Raw genomic sequence first — 17,810 nt, 5'->3', positions numbered from 1 at the left:
TGATTGCACTAATGATGAGGAACATGACGTCAATAAGGTCGTGTCTTTGGTTGATACTAGAACGGGTTTCTTCAACAACGGTAAGGTGTTCGATCAGGGTCATTGGGTTACATCTCAGAAAGTGAGGTGCGATTAGATCACAGTAATTCAGCAGATTCAATCTTTGTTAACAAAGTGCGATCCCGCCCTGACCAGCACTACAGCCTGTCACCATCATCCTAGAGGGTTGCTGCATGTTACCTCTTAACCAAGCATTAATCGCTCTCATATTGACAAGACCATTATGATGCCACTCTAGGGGAGGATTCACACCACTGGGATCCTCATAAATTTCCACTTTATCTCCAGCATAAATATCTCCGGTACAATATGGCACATACACCAGATTCCAATCTTGTCCTTCAGGATGGTCTTCATAATTAGCTGGGTTAGAGAGCAAAGGATAATGCCCTCTCTTTTCTGCTTCAGTAATAAGGTGATCAGCCTTCGGTGGCCATAAAACATTTAAAAAACTCTGCCACGACGAGTAGTAGCCATCATCATAAGCCATTGCTGGCGCAGTCATCATGATGACATAAAGTAATCCCCACATTTTCTTCATCGAGAGCCCCAAGTTATACCATTCTATTGACAACGATAAGATAAAACTTTTATTTTGCAATAAAGAAACGCTCTTTTTAATTCAAATAGTTAAAATGTATTATAGAAAATAAAACTAAGTTTAAAGAGGGTCTACTAAAGTTCAATATGAAAGGGATCACAATAAAAGTGCTATTTTTGAAGGAATAAAATAGCTCACTTAGCAAATATAGGCTTACTTCTTTGTTACAGACTGATTATTTTCACCGACTTTATGCATCTGTTTCACACAAGACTGACATAAACATTGATGCGCGTTAATGCTTAAATGAGACAAACCCGATGGCTCAGGAAAGCTTTGCTGATGACACCAACAGTCACTCACCTTTTGGCCCGAAAAAACCGCACATTCATTTTCCTTGGCGCATAATGGACATTCAAGTTCATTGAGTTTCATTCGCTCTCAGCCTCTCGATTGATGAAAATAGAATTACTACATTTTCAATGTTGTATAAAAACATGATACACCTTTCTCCATCTGATCCCAGCCTCATTGAAAGGACCCACACTTTATACCCGTGATACTTCTAGGGATCACGACTCAAGAAAAGAACATAAATACATTGAAGCAGGTAATAAATAGAGTGCAGCAGATGATAAATAAATGAGAATTCTACTTCAAAAAAAGTAGTGGATTTCAATAATGATGTTAAGCGGGGGAGTTTAGAACAATAAAAAATGGGGTGACTGATGGGGCTTGAACCCACGACAACCGGAATCACAATCCGGGGCTCTACCAACTGAGCTACAATCACCACTGATTTGATACAATAATCGCTATTTTAAACTGGAGTTTAATGATTATTAAAAAGTGGTCGGTGATAGAGGATTCGAACCTCTGACCCTCTGGTCCCAAACCAGATGCGCTACCGGGCTGCGCTAATCACCGATGTTTTCTTTTTGATTTAATATCAAAGCATTATGTTCACTTCATAAAAAATCTTTAAATTAATGGGGTGACTGATGGGGCTCGAACCCACGACAACCGGAATCACAATCCGGGGCTCTACCAACTGAGCTACAATCACCATTGCCTAAGCCTATCTAAGCTTTACAACGAAATAAGCCTTCTTAATTAGAAGGCTTATCGAAAAGTGGTCGGTGATAGAGGATTCGAACCTCTGACCCTCTGGTCCCAAACCAGATGCGCTACCGGGCTGCGCTAATCACCGAAATCTTTTACTTTTTACAACTTTTACAACTATAAATTTGGTCGGTGATAGAGGATTCGAACCTCTGACCCTCTGGTCCCAAACCAGATGCGCTACCGGGCTGCGCTAATCACCGAGAATGACTGTCTCTTTTCTAAATAAGAGTGAGAAGGAAATGGGGTGACTGATGGGGCTCGAACCCACGACAACCGGAATCACAATCCGGGGCTCTACCAACTGAGCTACAATCACCACTGAACCTTACTCTTACTAACCAAAACGTTACTCCAACTGGTGCGCCCAGAAGGATTCGAACCTTCGGCCTCACCCTCCGGAGGGGTACGCTCTATCCAGCTGAGCTATGGGCGCCTGCCTTGGTTAGCGACGCATATATTAGGGATAAATCACTCCTACGTCTAGCTATGTTTTACTTTTTTTGTTCGTTTGATTAAGTTTTGATAGATCCGAGTGAATATTTACCGAAATAACCCCGCCATAGTCATAAACTATCACTTGGAAGCGATGCAATTTCGTGCTATCAATATAACTGAATGAATAACGACCCCATGCTCATTTTCTAAAATACCGCTGATCATAACCCAACATGACGCACTAGGATGATTAACAATAGAAATTTCATTCAGCGAGATAGAATCGAGAGTAACAGTAAATCAATCCCCCTTTTGCTCAAACATCGACAATCGGGGTGATAGTGCATCAAATTAGCATCATATAAATACACTATAAAAAATACTTAAGTTGGCGAAAATAATGTTTAGGGATAAAACACCACAGGCCATAGAAGTTGTGCGTTTACACAAAAGGATTGCTCGCTTAAAAGCGCTTGCACGGATCTATAAACGCGCTGAGGTCACTCAAAATGCCTTATTAGCCATATCGAACTTAGCTGCCACAGTCACCTCTCAAGAAGAGTTTTACGCTATTGTCTATAATTCGATAGACACCCTAGTGCCCACAGACAATTTTTTTATCGCGACCCTTAATCCCAAAACCAATGAAATTGAAATCCCTTTTTTCGCTGATGAAAAAGATGTGCATCCACAAGATTTATATCCGACAAGCACATTATCTGACACCTTAGCATGTGGCTTAACCGGCTACGTCTTTAGAACAGGTGAAAGATTACTGTGTGATGACAACAAGTTTAGAGAATTACTCGACCATAAAGAAATTATTAGTCTAGGTTCCGATTGTCACCAATGGCTTGGCGTTCCTATCAAAAATAATGGCATCACTTCAGGTGTCATTGTTGTGCAAAGTTATGATCAAAGTATTAGTTATGGTGACATCGATCTAGAATTGATGAATTTCATCAGCCACCATATATCCACTGTTGCCGAACATCTGCAACACCAAGAGCAACTCGAGCAAGCCATTAGTAAACGCACTCAAGAGCTCAGTATTGCCTACGAAAAGCTCAAACAGGAAGTCAGTGAACGCCGCCGAGCTGAAACCTTACAAAAAACATTATTCGAAATTGCCGACTTAGCCACATCTAATATTGATAATGCCCGTTTTTATGCTGAAATACATAAGGTCATTAGCAGATTACTCGCCGCTAATAATTGCTTTATCGCATTACTCAATGAACAGCATACACGGCTCAGTTTTCCTTTTTATGTGTCGCAGCTTAATACTCCATCCCCCAAACCTAGACCGCTACAAGATGGTTTAACAGAGTTCATTATTAAGCATCAAAAACCTCGACTTTTTCACAAGCAGGATATTGATGAATTAATTTCATCTATGTCTGTATATACTCAAGCTCCAGAGCTAAATAATACTCGCCAGATCCACCAATGGATCGGTATTCCCCTTTTTATTCAAGGCAAAGTGTTAGGTGCTTTAACCATCTATAGTTTTAACGCTCATCAAAACTATCATGAGAAAGATCTCGAACTGCTCACCTTTGTCTCTCAGCATATTGCAACGGCCATCGAAAGAAAGCTCTCTGCCGAGTCTTTAAAAGCCAGTTACGAACAACTCGAAGAAAAAGTCAATCAACGCACTCAAGCATTAGCCATGCTTAATCAGGATCTTGAAAAAGAAATCACTCAACGCAAAAAAATTCAACGCCAGTTGCAACATGATGCCAAACACGACAACCTAACCGATCTCCCTAATCGCTCCATGTTTATGGAGCAACTATCCCAAGCCATTAAGCATTTACGTCGACACCCACTCGACAAATTTGCCTTACTCTTTATTGATATGGATAGATTTAAATTACTGAATGATACTTTGGGACATTTGGAAGGAGACCGATTTTTAATTGAAACGGCTAGACGACTGAAAAAGTGCATTAGAGTCAATGATACTTTGGCCAGACTAGGCGGCGATGAGTTCGTCATTTTATTAGATTGCATTAATCAAACACAAGATGCCATTGAAGTCGCTGAACGAGTGTTAAAAGCATTATCACGTCCTTATCAACTGGCTCAAAAAATGTTTTATTCGTCTGCCAGTATCGGCATCGCTATCAGCGAAAATAATAAATCAAATACCAGTGAGTCAATATTAAGAGATGCTGATGCCGCGATGTATCAAGCAAAGTCAGATGGTAAAGGCTGTTACGTTGTATATCAAAGACAATCACATCAACAAATTAAAAATATCGAATTAGAAAAAGAACTGCAGCAAGCCATTAGCCAACAGCAACTGCAACTCAGTTACTTGCCAATTTTAGATTTACGCACCCAAGTACTAAAAGCATTGGAACCCCGTTTATTTTGGGTCCATCCTAAATTGGGTAAAATTAAACAAGCCCAACTGAATATGATTGCTCAGCAATGTGATTTAAATATTGAACTTGATAAATATACCCTCACACAATTAAACATTGATTTTAAGCAATTACAAGAGCATACACCCTACCCTTTACAGATACAGATTTCCCTTTCAAGCCAACATTTAAAACATAAGCATGCGTTACGCAGCCTTAAAAACCATTTAAAAAAATGCCAATTCAACTTGGCGCAACTGTATTTATTCTTTAATGAAAAGGCCTTTGTTCAAGACAATAATGCGCATATTAATGCCTTTGAATGCTTAACTCAGCTTAATGTAAATTTAGGCATTAACGATTATGGTAGCGCCCATAGTGCGATCAATAGTCTCACCTTTTTACCGGTTAGCATCTTAAAACTCGACCCCAGTTATTGCGCCCATTTAGAAAGTGAACCCCATTACAAATTGGCGAAGGCTTATTTTTTAGCTGCAAAAGCACTCGACTTAACAGTGAATGCCACGGGTATAACCCGTGCTGAGCAAATCACTAAATTAACCGAAATAGGCATAAAAACAGGACAGGGTCTCGCACTCGGAGACATCCTTATCTTACCTAAGCAAGTCGCGCTAGATTGCGCCTAACACACTAATATTTAGCTTGTGATGACTTAACCTAAACTCAGGTTACTTCGTTTTTAACATGTTACGTAAATTTGCAATATTGCTTTTACCCGTTGCTTGTTGCTGCTCAGGTGATGCTAATGGTTTACGATTCTCCCAAATAAGGTCATCTTGGGGTAACTCCATTAGAAAGCGACTCGGTTCACAACGCATGGTTTCACCAAACTGCCTTCTTTCCCGGCAAATGACAAACCATAGCTCTTTTTGTGCCCGCGTGATCCCCACATAAGCCAAACGTCGTTCTTCCTCAACATTGCCTTCGTCAATACTGCTTTGATGCGGTAAAATTCGCTCCTCTGCTCCTACCATAAAGACATAGGGGAACTCGAGCCCTTTGGAAGCATGTAGCGTCATCAATTGCACCTGATCGCCACCTTCATCTTCACTGTTACGTTCCATCATGTCTCTTAAGGTTAAACGCGTCACGACCTCAGGTAAGGTCATCGGCTCATCAAGATCATCCCCAGCCAACATCTCAGTCACCCAACGATAAAGCTCCGAGATATTTTTCATCCGCATTTCAGCAGCTTTCGCACTGGTACTGTTTTCATAAAGATAATCTTCGTAATTGATCTTTCGCACTAAGTTCTTAACCGCATCAACAGGATCGCCCCGAGTCACCGCTTCCTCAGTATCCACGATAAAGCAGCCAAACTTATATAGAGAGGACATCGCAGTCGGCGATAAGTAATGATTCAAATCCGCCTCAAAAATAGCGGAAAACATTGAAATATTACGCTTGTTGGCATAATTACCCAAGGCTTCTAATGTCGCAGGCCCAATACCACGTTTAGGTAAATTAACAATACGTAAGAAAGCATTATCATCGTCAGGATTAACCACTAAACGCAAATAAGCCATCATGTCTTTAATTTCTGCTCGACTGAAAAAAGACGTGCCACCACTCAGTTTATAAGGGATCCTATTGGTCATTAATGCCCGTTCGAGCAAACGAGATTGATGGTTACCTCGATATAAAATGGCATAATCACCAAACTGCGTGCGACCGACAAACTTATGCCGGATCATCTCAGCAATAACTCGCTCCGCTTCCTGTTCTTCATTCGCTGCCATCAGCACCCTGATAGGCTCACCATAAGCTAACTCACTAAAGAGCGCTTTATCATAAACATGGGGATTATTGGCAATAAGAATATTGGCAGCCCGTAAAATACGTTGGCTGGAGCGGTAATTTTGTTCAAGCTTAATCAATTTAAGCTTAGGAAAGTCTTCCCCCAAGAGCACTAAGTTCTGTGGCTTAGCCCCGCGCCAAGAATAAATAGACTGATCGTCATCTCCCACCACAGTAAAGCGTGCACGCTGACCCACTAATAATTTCACCAGCTCATATTGACTGGTATTAGTGTCTTGATATTCATCCACCAGCAGATAACGAATTTTAGCTTGCCAGCGATCTCTCACTTCCTCATGATGCCTTAATAATAACGTTGGAATGAGAATTAAGTCATCAAAATCAAGTGCATTATAGGCTTTCATATGCTGAGCATAACGTTGATATAACATAGCAAACAATTGTGATTGTTCATCTTTCGCCAATTTTTTTGCTTGCTCTGGGATCACTAAATCCCCTTTCCAATTTGAAATCGTTGTGGCGAGTGATTTCAATAAATCTTTATCTTCTTCTAGCTCATTTTGAGTCAGCTCTTTCAATAGCGCCAAGCTGTCTTGGTCGTCAAATAAAGAAAAGCCGGGTTTTAACCCAAGCACTTTATATTCCCGTTTAATGATTTCTAAACCTAAGGTATGAAAAGTCGAGATCCACAATCCTCGCGCTTCTTTACGTCCCATCGATTTTGACACACGCTCTTTCATCTCACGCGCGGCTTTATTGGTAAAAGTCACCGCAGCAATATGGCGAGCTTTATAGCCGCACTCTTGCACTAAATACGCAATTTTATTGATAATAACGCGAGTTTTCCCACTACCGGCACCCGCTAATACTAAGCAAGGGCCAGAAACATAATGTACGGCTTCGTTTTGTCCAGGATTCAGCTTCATCAGTACTTTACAACCAACACATAGAAAAAAGAAAACAAGTTCGAATGATACCAGAAATATCCACTTTCATATGGACAAAACTAAATTGAAAGTCAAATCATCAGTACATTGAAGTCCTTTCTGCTGAAAAAATATAAAATGGCATTTAAGTGTTCCTCATTCAGCAAAAACAAAGCTAACATCATTAATAATTATTCATGATAGTATCTAAAAGATCGACAAAATAATGTTAAGCACAGTATCACCCCATTAGGGTTCATCCAAAAAACACTAGGTAGAAAATTAGTCTAATCAAAAGCATTAATATTTTCATGTTTTCGACTAATATTAAGGTTAATCAGGCACCTTTCTAATAACAATACAATTACAGGGCAGTCAGAAAATGAAAAAATGGTTTCTAGTAATGATCATCATTGCGCTTCTCGTATTTGGTTCCGTCATAGGATTCAACCTCTTCATCAAACAAAAAATTGCCAGTTTTATCGCAAACATGCCAGAGGCGGAATTTCCTGTTACCGCAATAAGCGTCAAACCTACCACTTGGCAACCTAACTTGCATGCCATTGGTTATGTCGAACCCAATCAAGGTGGAACATTATCGAATCAAGACGCAGGGGTCGTGGCGTCAATTAATTTTGAAAATGGCGCCGCAGTGAAAAAAGGCCAATTACTTCTTTCTCTCAACACTGGTGTCGAAAAAGCCAACCTCGACAATAGTGTTGTACAACTGCCTGCTGCCAAAGCCGATTATGAAAGAAACCTCGCACTATATAAGCAAAATTCAGTATCAAAACAAGATGTTGATACAAGCCAATCAACTTATTTAGCATTGATAGCCAGTATTGAAAGCTTAAAAGCAACCATTAGCCGCCGTGAAATAAGAGCCCCTTTCGATGGAGTTATGGGAATAAGAGAGGTCAATCTAGGCGATTATCTCAGTGTTGGAACTGATATTGTTGGTATAGAAGATCTGACTGATATGAAAATTCGCTTCACTATCCCTCAAACCCAACTTTCCAAAGTGTTTGTTGGGCAAAAAATCAATACCTTTGTTGACAGTTATCCCAAGATACCCTTCTCTGGCACCATTACAGCCATAGAGCCTGCTGTATTTGAGCAAAGTGGTTTGATTCAAATACAAGCGAAAATCCCCAATGCTGATAATAAATTACGTAATGGTATGTTTGCCGAAGTGGATATATTACTCCCCATAATGAAGAATCAAATTGTCCTTCCTCGAACTGCCATTACTTACACCCTTTATGGAAACTCTATTTATCTTATCGAAAATAAAAAAGAAAAAAATGAAACAATACAAAGGGTAAATCAGATAGATGTACAAGTGCTAGAAAGAAGTGGCGGCAAAGCCCTCATTACAGGCAAACTCAAAGCGGGTGACAGAATTGTCACCTCTGGGCAAGTTCGCTTAAGCAATAACAGTAAAGTCAAAGTCACGGAGAGTGAAGCTTTACCTACTCCCGTCACGATGCCACAACTATAACAGGAGGAAGTGGCAATGCGCTTTACTGATACTTTTATTCGTCGGCCAATATTGGCCATCTCAATTAGTTTACTGTTGTTATTACTAGGTGCGTATTCCTATTTAGGTATGCAAGTACGTGAATACCCTAAAATGACCAACACAGTGCTCACTGTCAGCACCAATTACTACGGTGCTGACGCCAATCTTATCCAAGGCTTTATTACTCAACCCATTGAGCAAGCCATTGCTCAAGCCGATAATATTGATTACATGAGCTCTAGCAGTATATTAGGTACTTCAACGATTACTGTTACCATGAAACTCAATACCGATCCTAATGGTGCACTCGCTGAAATTTTGTCTAAAGTGAACTCTGTCGGCTCTCAAATTCCCAATGATGCTCAAGATCCCACGATTTCCATGTCCACAGGCTCACAGACCTCCGTACTCTACATCTCTTTTAATAGCCAAGAACTCAATGCTAGCCAGATAACCGATTACTTAAATCGTGTTGTCACCCCTCAGTTTTTTACCATTTCGGGTGTCGCTAAGGTTAATTTATATGGTGGTGTGACTTATGGTATGCGAGTCTGGTTAAATCCTGCAAGAATGGGGGCCTTTGGCATTTCATCCTCTGATGTGATGAATATCTTGCAAGCCAACAACTATCAATCCGCCGCAGGCCAAGCAAACAGTTACTACACCACGTTAAACAGTACTATCAATACCCAAGTAACCACAGCAGAAGAGCTAAATCAACTCGTTGTTTCAACCACTAGCGATGGTAGAGTTATTCGTTTAAAAGATATTGGTCATGCCAGTTTAGCCAAGAGTCGTGACACCATTCGTGGCTTAGCTGATGGAAAAGAAGCCGTCGTGGTCGCCATCGATGTCACACCAACAGCAAACCCATTACTGGTTGCTGCCGATGCAAGAGCCATGATGCCGGATATTTTAGATAATTTACCGCCATCCATGAACGCAAAAATCCTTTATGACTCCTCGCTTGCCATTGATGAATCGATTAACGAGGTAATCAAAACCATTGGCGAAGCCTCCCTTATTGTGATCATTGTCATTACCTTATTCTTAGGTTCCTTTAGAGCGGTACTCATTCCTGTTGTCACCATCCCCCTGTCACTCATTGGTGTCGGCATGGTCATGGCGATATTCGGTTTCTCCATTAATTTAATGACCTTACTGGCCATGGTCCTCGCCATCGGACTGGTAGTCGATGACGCCATTGTGGTAGTGGAAAATGTCGATAGACACATCAAATTGGGCGAAACCCCCTTTAGAGCCGCCATTATTGGTACCAGAGAAATTGCCGTTCCGGTTATTTCAATGACCATCACACTCGCAGCAGTATACTCTCCGATTGCACTGATGGGGGGGATCACTGGCTCCTTATTTAAAGAATTCGCATTAACATTGGCGGGTTCTGTGGTCATTTCAGGTCTAATCGCCCTCACCTTATCGCCCATGATGTGCTCTAAAGTTCTGCTCGCAAAACATGAACCCAAGCTATTTGAACGTACGGTTAACTCGGTGTTACATAGGGTGACAACCCGCTATAACACTATGCTCTCAGCAGTATTGGAGCATAAACCCGTTATCTTAATCTTTGCTGTAATCGTATTGATTTCACTGCCTATCATGTTTAGCTTCATTCCATCGGAGCTTGCACCGAAAGAAGATAATGGTGTTGTCATGATGATGGGCACAGCCCCCTCAACAGGTAACTTAGATTATATTCAATCTAATATGAAACTGGTGACGGATATGATCAGCAAACAACCTGCAGCGGCAGCATCCTTGGCCTTTGTCGGCATTCCAGCAGCGAATCAATCTTTTGGTATTGCACCTCTAGTTCCTTGGAGTCAACGCAGCGAAAGTCAAAAACAAGTACAAAAAGCCTTAGGTGAAGAGGTCAAAACGATCCCTGGAATGGCAATCACCACTTTTGAAACGCCTCAACTCCCAGGCGCTTCAAGTGGGCTACCGATCCAATTTGTGATCACCACCTCCAATTCTTTTGAAAGCTTATTTGAAATCGGCATGGGTGTATTTGAAAAAGTGAAGAAAAGCCCCTTATTTGTGTTTTCTATAGTCGATTTGAAATACGACGCAGGGAATATCAATATTCAAGTGAAAAAGGATATTGCTGGTAGCTATGGTATAACCATGCAAGACATAGGTAAAACCTTATCGACTATGATGGGAGATGGCTATGTTAACCGTATCAATTTAGAAGGCCGTTCCTATGAGGTGATCCCACAAGTCGCCCGTAAAAATAGAACCGGACCTGAATCACTACAAGGCTACTATCTCACAGCTTCAGATGGCCGCTCAGTACCATTATCGAGTTTAGTAGATATCACTGTCACTCCCGAGCCTCGCTCTTTGCCACACTTTGACCAAATGAACTCAATGACAATCAGTGGTGTCGCCCCTCCGGGTACGCCTATTGGTGGTGCAATTAGTTTCCTAAAAAATATTGGTGATAATGAGTTACCTAAGGGTTACACCTATAGTTTCTTAGGAGAAGCCAGACAATTTGTCGAAGAAGGTAATGCGCTTTATGTAACCTTTGCTCTCGCTATTGCGATTATTTTCTTAGTATTAGCCAGTCAATTTGAAAGTTTAAGAGATCCTTTAGTTATCTTAGTATCTGTACCTCTAGCAATTAGTGGTGCCCTTATCGCATTAAGCTGGACTCATGTTTTTGGACTCACCTCGATGAATATTTATTCTCAGGTGGGCCTCATTACTTTGGTTGGGCTCATTTGTAAACATGGTATTTTAATTTGTGAGGTCGCCAAAGAAGAGCAACTCAATAATGGACTCGATAAGTTAGCGGCTATTAAATTAGCCACCTCCATTCGTCTACGCCCTATTCTAATGACGACAGCTGCCATGGTAGCGGGTCTGATCCCATTATTATTCGCATCAGGATCTGGCGCAGTCTCACGTTTCAATATCGGGTTGGTAATCGTGGCAGGCTTATCTATAGGCACCATTTTCACCCTATTTGTATTACCTGTGATGTATATGTATCTAGCCCAAACACATAAACCTTTACCGATATTTGATGAGTCGATTGCCCCTAAGGAAATCGACCTTAAAGTCTAAGCCAACGCCTCAAAGCGCGGCAGTTTATACTGATAAACTACCGCGCTATTCTACATCCTATCTTTGGCAATCAGTCCCGCCTCAGGTACAATAATGATATACAGTCAACCAATATATAAAGAGCCCAGATGATTAATCCAAAGAAAATTGAAGAAATGGCTAAGCAGCTGAGTGACAATATCCCTAGCGGCTTAAAACAATTTGCGGGTGAATTTGAAGAACGTACCAAACAAGTGCTTCAAAACCAACTAATGAAATTAGACTTAGTTTCACGAGAAGAGTTCGAAGTTCAACAACATGTATTGGTGAAAACACGAGAAAAACTCACTGCGCTTCAAGAACAAGTGGATGCGTTAGAACAAAAGCTGACCAAGCCAGAATAGTGCCCTTCCATCTAGTGAGAGAAGGCCCTTGGGTCTCTCTCCTAAAAAGCCGCTTCACACGTTCCTACCATCCTTTCAGCTGTTATAGGATGATCAAACTCCAATCGTGTGGCATGCAATAGCAAACGGCTTGCCATTGCATGAGTCCCCTCGTTACCATATAAATCACACCCTAAAATTGGATGGCCTATTTTTTCACTATGGACCCTTAATTGATGAGTACGTCCTGTGACTGGCATAAAGCCGACTCGTGTCCTTAACGGGTTCTGTAACCGCGCCAACACCCGAAAGTGGCTAATAGCCGACTTGCCCGTTTGCATACAAATTTTTTGCAACGGAAAATGAGCTTTATTTTTAGCAATCGGGAAGCTAATCTCCCCTTCATCATCCCGTAAATGCCCTTCTAATACGCTGACATAGTGCTTGACTATCGTGCGGGCTTGAAACTGTTTGGTTAATTCGGCATTCACCGCTTTATTTAACGCCACTACCATCACCCCAGAGGTACCAAAGTCGAGTCTATGTACCATTAATGCCGTGGGGAACTGCTGCACTAAGCGATAATGTACCGAATCCTTATTCAGGGGGTTTTTCCCTGACAAACTCAATAATCCACTGGGTTTATTGATAAGAAGAATAGACTCATCTTGAAACAAAATATCAATTTTCTCATGGCAAGGAGGCGCGATAAAAGTATCAATCACTGCGGTCATACTCAAAGACTCCATAGAAATAATGGCCAATTCTAACATTAATTTACCACCACCTGGCGTAAACACACCGATGCCAGTGTCATTGTATTTCAAATTCTGTTGTTATTTTCTCAACACAAAATTTCCGTAACAATCCACCGTTATGAATTCCGTATTCTTTCTCCCCTTCTAAGAAGCACTTATTCATGCTGTCAACATATCGATGAAACAGACTTTTAGCCTCCTCGGTGGGTAAAGAAACCAGGTGTTCGATAAAAGTACGAGAACCCACTTGAAAGTGCATATAGTCAATCGGAGTATTCCAATCCCCCCCCCAAACAATAAAACCCTGTTTAGCAAATAAAGTCACCACATCCTCTGCCATACCAACGCGGGTCACTTTTCCCGGTCGATATTGCCCTCGATTCAAATAATGCCTATCAGCGCTTTTCGGTAAAATAGAAAACCTATCAAATTCATCTACATAAAGGTATGGGTTCTGTAAGGGATTAATATCAATGGCAACACCATAAGCATGATCAGACCACACACTGCCATGAGTAATCAGCCTTGAATCGAAACTATAGCTGTTATTTATATCCCCTTTTCGCTTTTCCTTGTCACTAAGATATTCAACAGGAATGGCCATATCCAGTGGAAATTTAAATTGATATAAGGCATTAAATATCAATAACACCTGATCGGCCACCACATCTAACACAACAACCGTTCCCATCATTGGCGCTGGCATGCTCTCTACCAAAGGCGCGATATCGGCCACATTTAACCATGGTTTATCCACGATCTGGGAGGATAAATCAGCTGGAAAAGGATAAAAATAAAAAACAACTTTTTTCAGCCTATTACAGAGAATGGGCGAATCACTTTGGAGCACCCGACTGCGTTTCATCAAATCACACTCGCTCGCAGACACAGCATAGATCCCCGTAGTCGTTTCGGAATGAAAATCATCTGAGTTAATACTGCCTCCCCTATTGATCGAACACGCGGATAACGTCAAAATAAACAAAAAAACAAAAGCGCCATATTGGATCATATTTCCCCCTAACGTTTTCTATCCAAGTGATCTGTATCCTGCATCTTCATATCACTTAGGTATATACTATAAAAAAACAAAAGTACTGAGAGCTTTCATGAAATACCAAATAACATTAATCTGGATAAACAGCATATTCTTTACATTATATGGTCTAGGTTTTATTTTTTTTCCTAATACCTTATTTTCGTTTGTGACTCATTCAGCATTAACCAGCGCTTCCGCTCTCATCGATATACGCGCGACTTTTGGCGGCATGTCTTTAGGCCTCGGGATCGTTTTAGCCCTTTTTACCTTAGAGCCCTCAAATCATCGACTCGGTCTATGGGCCATACTCATTATCATGCTTGGCATGGCCGGTTCTAGACTATTGGGATTATTACAAGAAAACTCTGCCAATAACATGATGTTTATTTATCTTATCGCCGAAACATTTGTCGCATTATTGGCACTTATCGCACTAGGCTATGAAAAAAAGATGATGCAAACGAAAAAATAACACTTAATAAAAAAGACGATTAAGCTTAGAAGCATCTATCATTAAAATAAAACAAACTGGTGATATTTTATTTATAAATGCAATATCATTAGCTGGTTATATAAAAATTAATCTTGTCAACATTGACATTAAATAAGAAGTGAGCCTTTATGTTTTACACTTCTCTTGATACTTGAACAGCCTCAGATCAAGTATCAAGAGTAAAACAAATAAACTAAAAAATGAAAGGTTATAGTGTGAAAAATAAAACCATCAAAGGTTCAAATATCGCCCAAGCTTGGTTGCTCATCTCAGCCGTAATATTACTCTCTCTCGCCTCGTTTATGTTAATGAGTGGTATTCAATTTTTTCCATCAATGAATTTAACCTCTGGCGTGGCACAATTTTATTATTGGATCACTTATACTGGCACATTTCCTTTCGCAATAATCACCGCTTTAGTCATTGTTTTATTTTCCTTTACTCAAGTACCCAGACACCTTTTTAAACGACTTGTGCCCGCCCTCGTACTCAGCTTATTGCTCTCTTTGGGGATAGGTTATGTGATTAAAATTTTAGCGAAAGAACCTAGACCCAATATCGTCTTAATGGCTGAAGCTAATTTACTGGATATTGATACCTTTACTCATCTTGATAAAGCCGCTCGAAAACAAGAAATCACGCAAGCGATTCCAAAACTTGAAGCCATAAACCCCAATATTCAGCTATCAACTCAGATTAAACAACACTGGCAGCAAACCACTGATAATGCTTTTCCTTCTGGTCATGTCGCCTTTGCCGTCACTCTCACCCTAGTGATTAATTATTATTTGATCATGGCAGGATTAGTGAGTTTTCCTATTATATTAATCACTTGGAGCTTCTTGATGGACTTAAGTCGTCTATTCCTTGGTATGCATTGGCCTCAAGACATCCTAGCAGCCACTTTGCTCTCAATTAGTTGCAGCGCCATCAGTCTTTATATTATTGAAAAATACCTCACAGCTAAACGGCTCTCAAAGCCATCATCATCAAATTAGCCTATAAAAGGGATCTCGATGCCGACCAATAATACGTCCCATTTCAAGTCGAAATAAGGTTTCATTATGGCAGCAGCGGGTTCTGCCGTCGGCGTGGGTAATATTTGGGGCTTCCCCACTCAAGCTGCAAACCATGGCGGCGGTGCTTTCTTATTGGTTTATATTGTATTTATTTTATTTCTAGGCTACCCCATGTTGATGGCGGAACTAATGATAGGTCGCTACGCTCAATCTTCTCCAATCAATGCTATAAGCCATATTGCCAACGGTAGCTTATCTCGTACTATCGGTAAATTTATCGGCTTATGCGCCATTTTAACCGCGACCTTAATTTGTACTTTTTATAGCATTTTGTCAGGATGGTTTATTAGCTTTTCTCTCGCCCCGATTGCCAAAGGGTTAGGGTCGACACAAAGCGCCGCTTGGTTAATGGATTTCTCATTATCACGCAACTTAATCTTTACACTATTATTTATTGCCATTGTTATCATGTTAATCAGGCAAGGCGTTCAAAAAGGCATAGAAGCTTGGTCAAAACGCCTGATGCCATTATTGCTATTCATTTTAATTTCGGCGCAGCTTATATCTTAACTCAGCCAGGCGCTATGATAGGGCTTAAGATTTTATTTACCCCTGATTTTTCAAAAATATGGCATCCAGATGTAATCATTAGCGCATTGGGACAAACCTTTTTTTCCCTGACTGTAGGCACCGGTGCCATGATGGTCTACGGCGCTTATCTGGATCAAAAAGAGAACTTAGCCAGTCTCACGGCTTATGTCACTTTGGCGGACACTCTCATTGCTTTTCTCGCGGCATTAATGATCATTCCAGCCATGTATGTCGCCCAACATAATGGCGTTTCCATCTTTGCCTATGATGGCAGTCTGCTGAGAGCCGATACCTTAATATTTGACGCCATTCTGGCATTGTTTACACCTTGCCTACCAGTATTCAAGGGGTGCTCTCGGTCATTTTCTTTTTACTCCTCACCATTGCAGGCCTGACATCAGCCATTTCCATTGTCAAGGTACCTACCAATTTTCTAATCGAAAAAACCACAATGAGTCGCCATAAGGCCAGCACGATAGTCGGGATAATCATAGCCATCCTATCCACTCTAGTGGTGTTAAACTTTAACTTATTGTTCAGCTTCATAATCACCCTCACCACAGAAAGAGCCCAACCATTAATCGCTCTTGGTATTGCCATTTATTTAGGTTGGGTTTGGGACAGAAACAGCTTACTTAGCGCGATATCAGCTCAAGAAGGCTCGAATAGAAACAACCTATTCTGGCGGATATGGCCCATTTATGTCCAATATGAATGCCCAATATTAATCATCGTAATTATTGTTAAGCTGCTGATTTAACCTCAATTTCATTACGACTAAAAAACGAAAACGTTGATTCATTTTAAGCTCGACACACTGGTAGTGTTACCATGCCAACATCCCATTTTAACCCTATCGGAGGGCTTAATTACTCGCCGCTTGCGGCGTAAAGGTGTCTTGGCTTTAGAGTCATTGAGATAGCCGTCTTCGGTCGCAAATTTGAACTTCAGCTAAAAGCCTTCGCGCAGAGCCATTAATTTCTTGGCTGATTGACTCATCCAACCAGTTTTAAGTTTGTAACACTCTATCAATGCCATATTATCTCGATAAACTCGATTATGGATACACGCCACAATGTCCATCGTTGTTATATTAAACTAAATAAAATCATACTGTTAATCTATTAATCTTCATTTTAATTTATGTCAAAGTAGAATATGTTTCTATATCGAGTGTAACCAAAATCAATGAACCTTTCTTTAAAAAAACATGGAAAATAATAAAAGTTAATTAAAATAAATTAGATAAATACACTCTGTATGCAAACTGAATAAAACAATGACAACAATAGACACTGAAAACGCTTTCATAAATACTTATTCTTGAATGAAAAGCTTGCCAAAATCACAAAAAAAATCACCCCGTAACACGTTACGATTAATGATCATTATCATTGGATCTGGGGTTTTAATGAGTATTTTTCACTGCAAACATTAGCAACATCAAATTGCAGTGACTTAACAGGCTGCGAAAAAAAATTCTGTGAAGTAAACAAGCAACTCACCATTGCTCAACATAATCATGATGACAAGGCTAATAGATTGGAAAAAGCATTAGAGCAAGCTAAAGAAAACGGTACTAATACTAGGGGGCGTTGACAATTGGCCATGATTAGCTGATTAAGATACAATTTTTCTCTTTGAAATTCATATGTCTCGTAAAATGATTAGCGATAAGCAGTGGCGACGAATTCA

Annotated in this window: 13 protein-coding genes, 7 tRNA genes and 1 pseudogene; 8 read left to right on the top strand and 13 right to left on the bottom strand. The window is 40.5% G+C overall.

The features are described from left to right. The 10 genes from L2764_RS28605 to L2764_RS21135 all read right to left on the bottom strand — a co-directional run. The coding region (locus L2764_RS28605) for a transposase family protein (protein WP_248942330.1) at positions 1 to 103 on the bottom strand (103 nt) is incomplete at its 3' end. 63 nt (positions 104 to 166) lie between these two features. Beyond that, entirely contained in the window at positions 167 to 601 is a 435-nt protein-coding gene (locus tag L2764_RS21175) for a pectin acetylesterase-family hydrolase (protein WP_248942328.1), read from the bottom strand. A gap of 213 nt (positions 602 to 814) precedes the next feature. Further along, positions 815 to 1,036 (bottom strand): cysteine-rich CWC family protein, encoded by a 222-nt coding sequence (locus L2764_RS21170; protein ID WP_248942327.1) that lies wholly within the window; start codon positions 1,034 to 1,036, stop codon positions 815 to 817. A gap of 282 nt (positions 1,037 to 1,318) precedes the next feature. Next, a tRNA-His gene (locus tag L2764_RS21165) sits at positions 1,319 to 1,394 on the bottom strand. Positions 1,395 to 1,451: 57 nt separating this feature from the next. After that, positions 1,452 to 1,528: transfer RNA gene (locus tag L2764_RS21160), tRNA-Pro, on the bottom strand. Between the two features lie 63 nt (positions 1,529 to 1,591). After that, positions 1,592 to 1,667 (bottom strand) — tRNA-His (locus L2764_RS21155). Positions 1,668 to 1,734: 67 nt separating this feature from the next. Next, a tRNA-Pro gene (locus L2764_RS21150) sits at positions 1,735 to 1,811 on the bottom strand. Between the two features lie 38 nt (positions 1,812 to 1,849). After that, positions 1,850 to 1,926, bottom strand: a tRNA-Pro gene (locus L2764_RS21145). Positions 1,927 to 1,966: 40 nt separating this feature from the next. Then, positions 1,967 to 2,042, bottom strand: a tRNA-His gene (locus L2764_RS21140). Between the two features lie 40 nt (positions 2,043 to 2,082). Further along, positions 2,083 to 2,159, bottom strand: a tRNA-Arg gene (locus tag L2764_RS21135). 402 nt (positions 2,160 to 2,561) lie between these two features. On the opposite strand from L2764_RS21135, the gene L2764_RS21130 reads away from it, so the two are divergent. Next, positions 2,562 to 5,180, top strand: a complete 2,619-nt coding sequence (locus L2764_RS21130) for a sensor domain-containing phosphodiesterase (protein WP_248942326.1) — start codon at positions 2,562 to 2,564, stop codon at positions 5,178 to 5,180. Positions 5,181 to 5,222: 42 nt separating this feature from the next. Here L2764_RS21130 and rep read toward each other — a convergent pair whose 3' ends face one another. Beyond that, the gene (gene rep / locus L2764_RS21125; RefSeq protein WP_248942325.1) at positions 5,223 to 7,238 is read right to left on the bottom strand and encodes a DNA helicase Rep; all 2,016 of its coding nucleotides are present in this window, start codon (positions 7,236 to 7,238) and stop codon (positions 5,223 to 5,225) included. A gap of 382 nt (positions 7,239 to 7,620) precedes the next feature. Here rep and L2764_RS21120 point away from each other — a divergent pair, with 382 nt between their 5' ends. From L2764_RS21120 to ubiK, 3 genes are all read left to right on the top strand, one after another. After that, positions 7,621 to 8,739, top strand: coding sequence for an efflux RND transporter periplasmic adaptor subunit (locus L2764_RS21120; protein WP_248942324.1), 1,119 nt, complete (start codon positions 7,621 to 7,623; stop codon positions 8,737 to 8,739). Positions 8,740 to 8,754: 15 nt separating this feature from the next. Continuing rightward, positions 8,755 to 11,853 carry a multidrug efflux RND transporter permease subunit gene (locus L2764_RS21115; RefSeq protein WP_248942323.1) on the top strand — a complete coding sequence of 1,033 codons (3,099 nt, stop codon included), beginning with the start codon at positions 8,755 to 8,757 and terminating at the stop codon, positions 11,851 to 11,853. Between the two features lie 128 nt (positions 11,854 to 11,981). Then, positions 11,982 to 12,236: a ubiquinone biosynthesis accessory factor UbiK gene (ubiK, locus tag L2764_RS21110; RefSeq protein WP_248942322.1), complete on the top strand. Its 255-nt coding sequence runs from the start codon at positions 11,982 to 11,984 to the stop codon at positions 12,234 to 12,236. Positions 12,237 to 12,277: 41 nt separating this feature from the next. Here the strand turns inward: ubiK and L2764_RS21105 are convergent, their stop codons facing one another. Together L2764_RS21105 and L2764_RS21100 are read right to left on the bottom strand one after the other, a co-directional pair. Next, positions 12,278 to 12,949: an RluA family pseudouridine synthase gene (locus L2764_RS21105; RefSeq protein ID WP_248942329.1), complete on the bottom strand. Its 672-nt coding sequence runs from the start codon at positions 12,947 to 12,949 to the stop codon at positions 12,278 to 12,280. 79 nt (positions 12,950 to 13,028) lie between these two features. Beyond that, positions 13,029 to 13,985: a M15 family metallopeptidase gene (locus tag L2764_RS21100; RefSeq protein WP_248942321.1), complete on the bottom strand. Its 957-nt coding sequence runs from the start codon at positions 13,983 to 13,985 to the stop codon at positions 13,029 to 13,031. Between the two features lie 97 nt (positions 13,986 to 14,082). On the opposite strand from L2764_RS21100, the gene L2764_RS21095 reads away from it, so the two are divergent. The 4 genes and pseudogenes from L2764_RS21095 (at position 14,083) to L2764_RS28310 (ending at position 17,714) form a co-directional block, all read left to right on the top strand. Then, complete coding sequence (locus tag L2764_RS21095) at positions 14,083 to 14,484, top strand: DUF4345 domain-containing protein (RefSeq protein WP_248942320.1); 402 nt, start codon at positions 14,083 to 14,085, stop codon at positions 14,482 to 14,484. A 236-nt stretch (positions 14,485 to 14,720) separates the two neighbouring features. Further along, the gene (locus L2764_RS21090; protein WP_248942319.1) at positions 14,721 to 15,503 is read left to right on the top strand and encodes a phosphatase PAP2 family protein; all 783 of its coding nucleotides are present in this window, start codon (positions 14,721 to 14,723) and stop codon (positions 15,501 to 15,503) included. Positions 15,504 to 15,569: 66 nt separating this feature from the next. Then, positions 15,570 to 16,875: pseudogene (locus L2764_RS21085) on the top strand (sodium-dependent transporter). Positions 16,876 to 17,492: 617 nt separating this feature from the next. Beyond that, positions 17,493 to 17,714 carry a DUF1090 family protein gene (locus L2764_RS28310; protein ID WP_376708466.1) on the top strand — a complete coding sequence of 74 codons (222 nt, stop codon included), beginning with the start codon at positions 17,493 to 17,495 and terminating at the stop codon, positions 17,712 to 17,714. Positions 17,715 to 17,810 lie beyond the last annotated feature (96 nt).

This window comes from Shewanella surugensis, assembly GCF_023284005.1.
Lineage (GTDB): Bacteria > Pseudomonadota > Gammaproteobacteria > Enterobacterales > Shewanellaceae > Shewanella > Shewanella surugensis.
The sequence above is the reverse complement of the archived record's forward strand: the minus strand, read 5'-3'. Positions and strand labels throughout refer to the sequence as shown.

Bases quoted from the DNA above. Each gene is read 5' to 3' on its own strand.
- L2764_RS21175 (WP_248942328.1), bottom strand. From the start codon at position 601: ATGAAGAAAATGTGGGGATTACTTTATGTCATCATGATGACTGCGCCA.
- L2764_RS21170 (WP_248942327.1), bottom strand. From the start codon at position 1,036: ATGAAACTCAATGAACTTGAATGTCCATTATGCGCCAAGGAAAATGAA.
- L2764_RS21130 (WP_248942326.1), top strand. From the start codon at position 2,562: ATGTTTAGGGATAAAACACCACAGGCCATAGAAGTTGTGCGTTTACAC.
- rep (WP_248942325.1), bottom strand. From the start codon at position 7,238: ATGAAGCTGAATCCTGGACAAAACGAAGCCGTACATTATGTTTCTGGC.
- L2764_RS21120 (WP_248942324.1), top strand. From the start codon at position 7,621: ATGAAAAAATGGTTTCTAGTAATGATCATCATTGCGCTTCTCGTATTT.
- L2764_RS21115 (WP_248942323.1), top strand. From the start codon at position 8,755: ATGCGCTTTACTGATACTTTTATTCGTCGGCCAATATTGGCCATCTCA.
- ubiK (WP_248942322.1), top strand. From the start codon at position 11,982: ATGATTAATCCAAAGAAAATTGAAGAAATGGCTAAGCAGCTGAGTGAC.
- L2764_RS21105 (WP_248942329.1), bottom strand. From the start codon at position 12,949: ATGACCGCAGTGATTGATACTTTTATCGCGCCTCCTTGCCATGAGAAA.
- L2764_RS21100 (WP_248942321.1), bottom strand. From the start codon at position 13,985: ATGATCCAATATGGCGCTTTTGTTTTTTTGTTTATTTTGACGTTATCC.
- L2764_RS21095 (WP_248942320.1), top strand. From the start codon at position 14,083: ATGAAATACCAAATAACATTAATCTGGATAAACAGCATATTCTTTACA.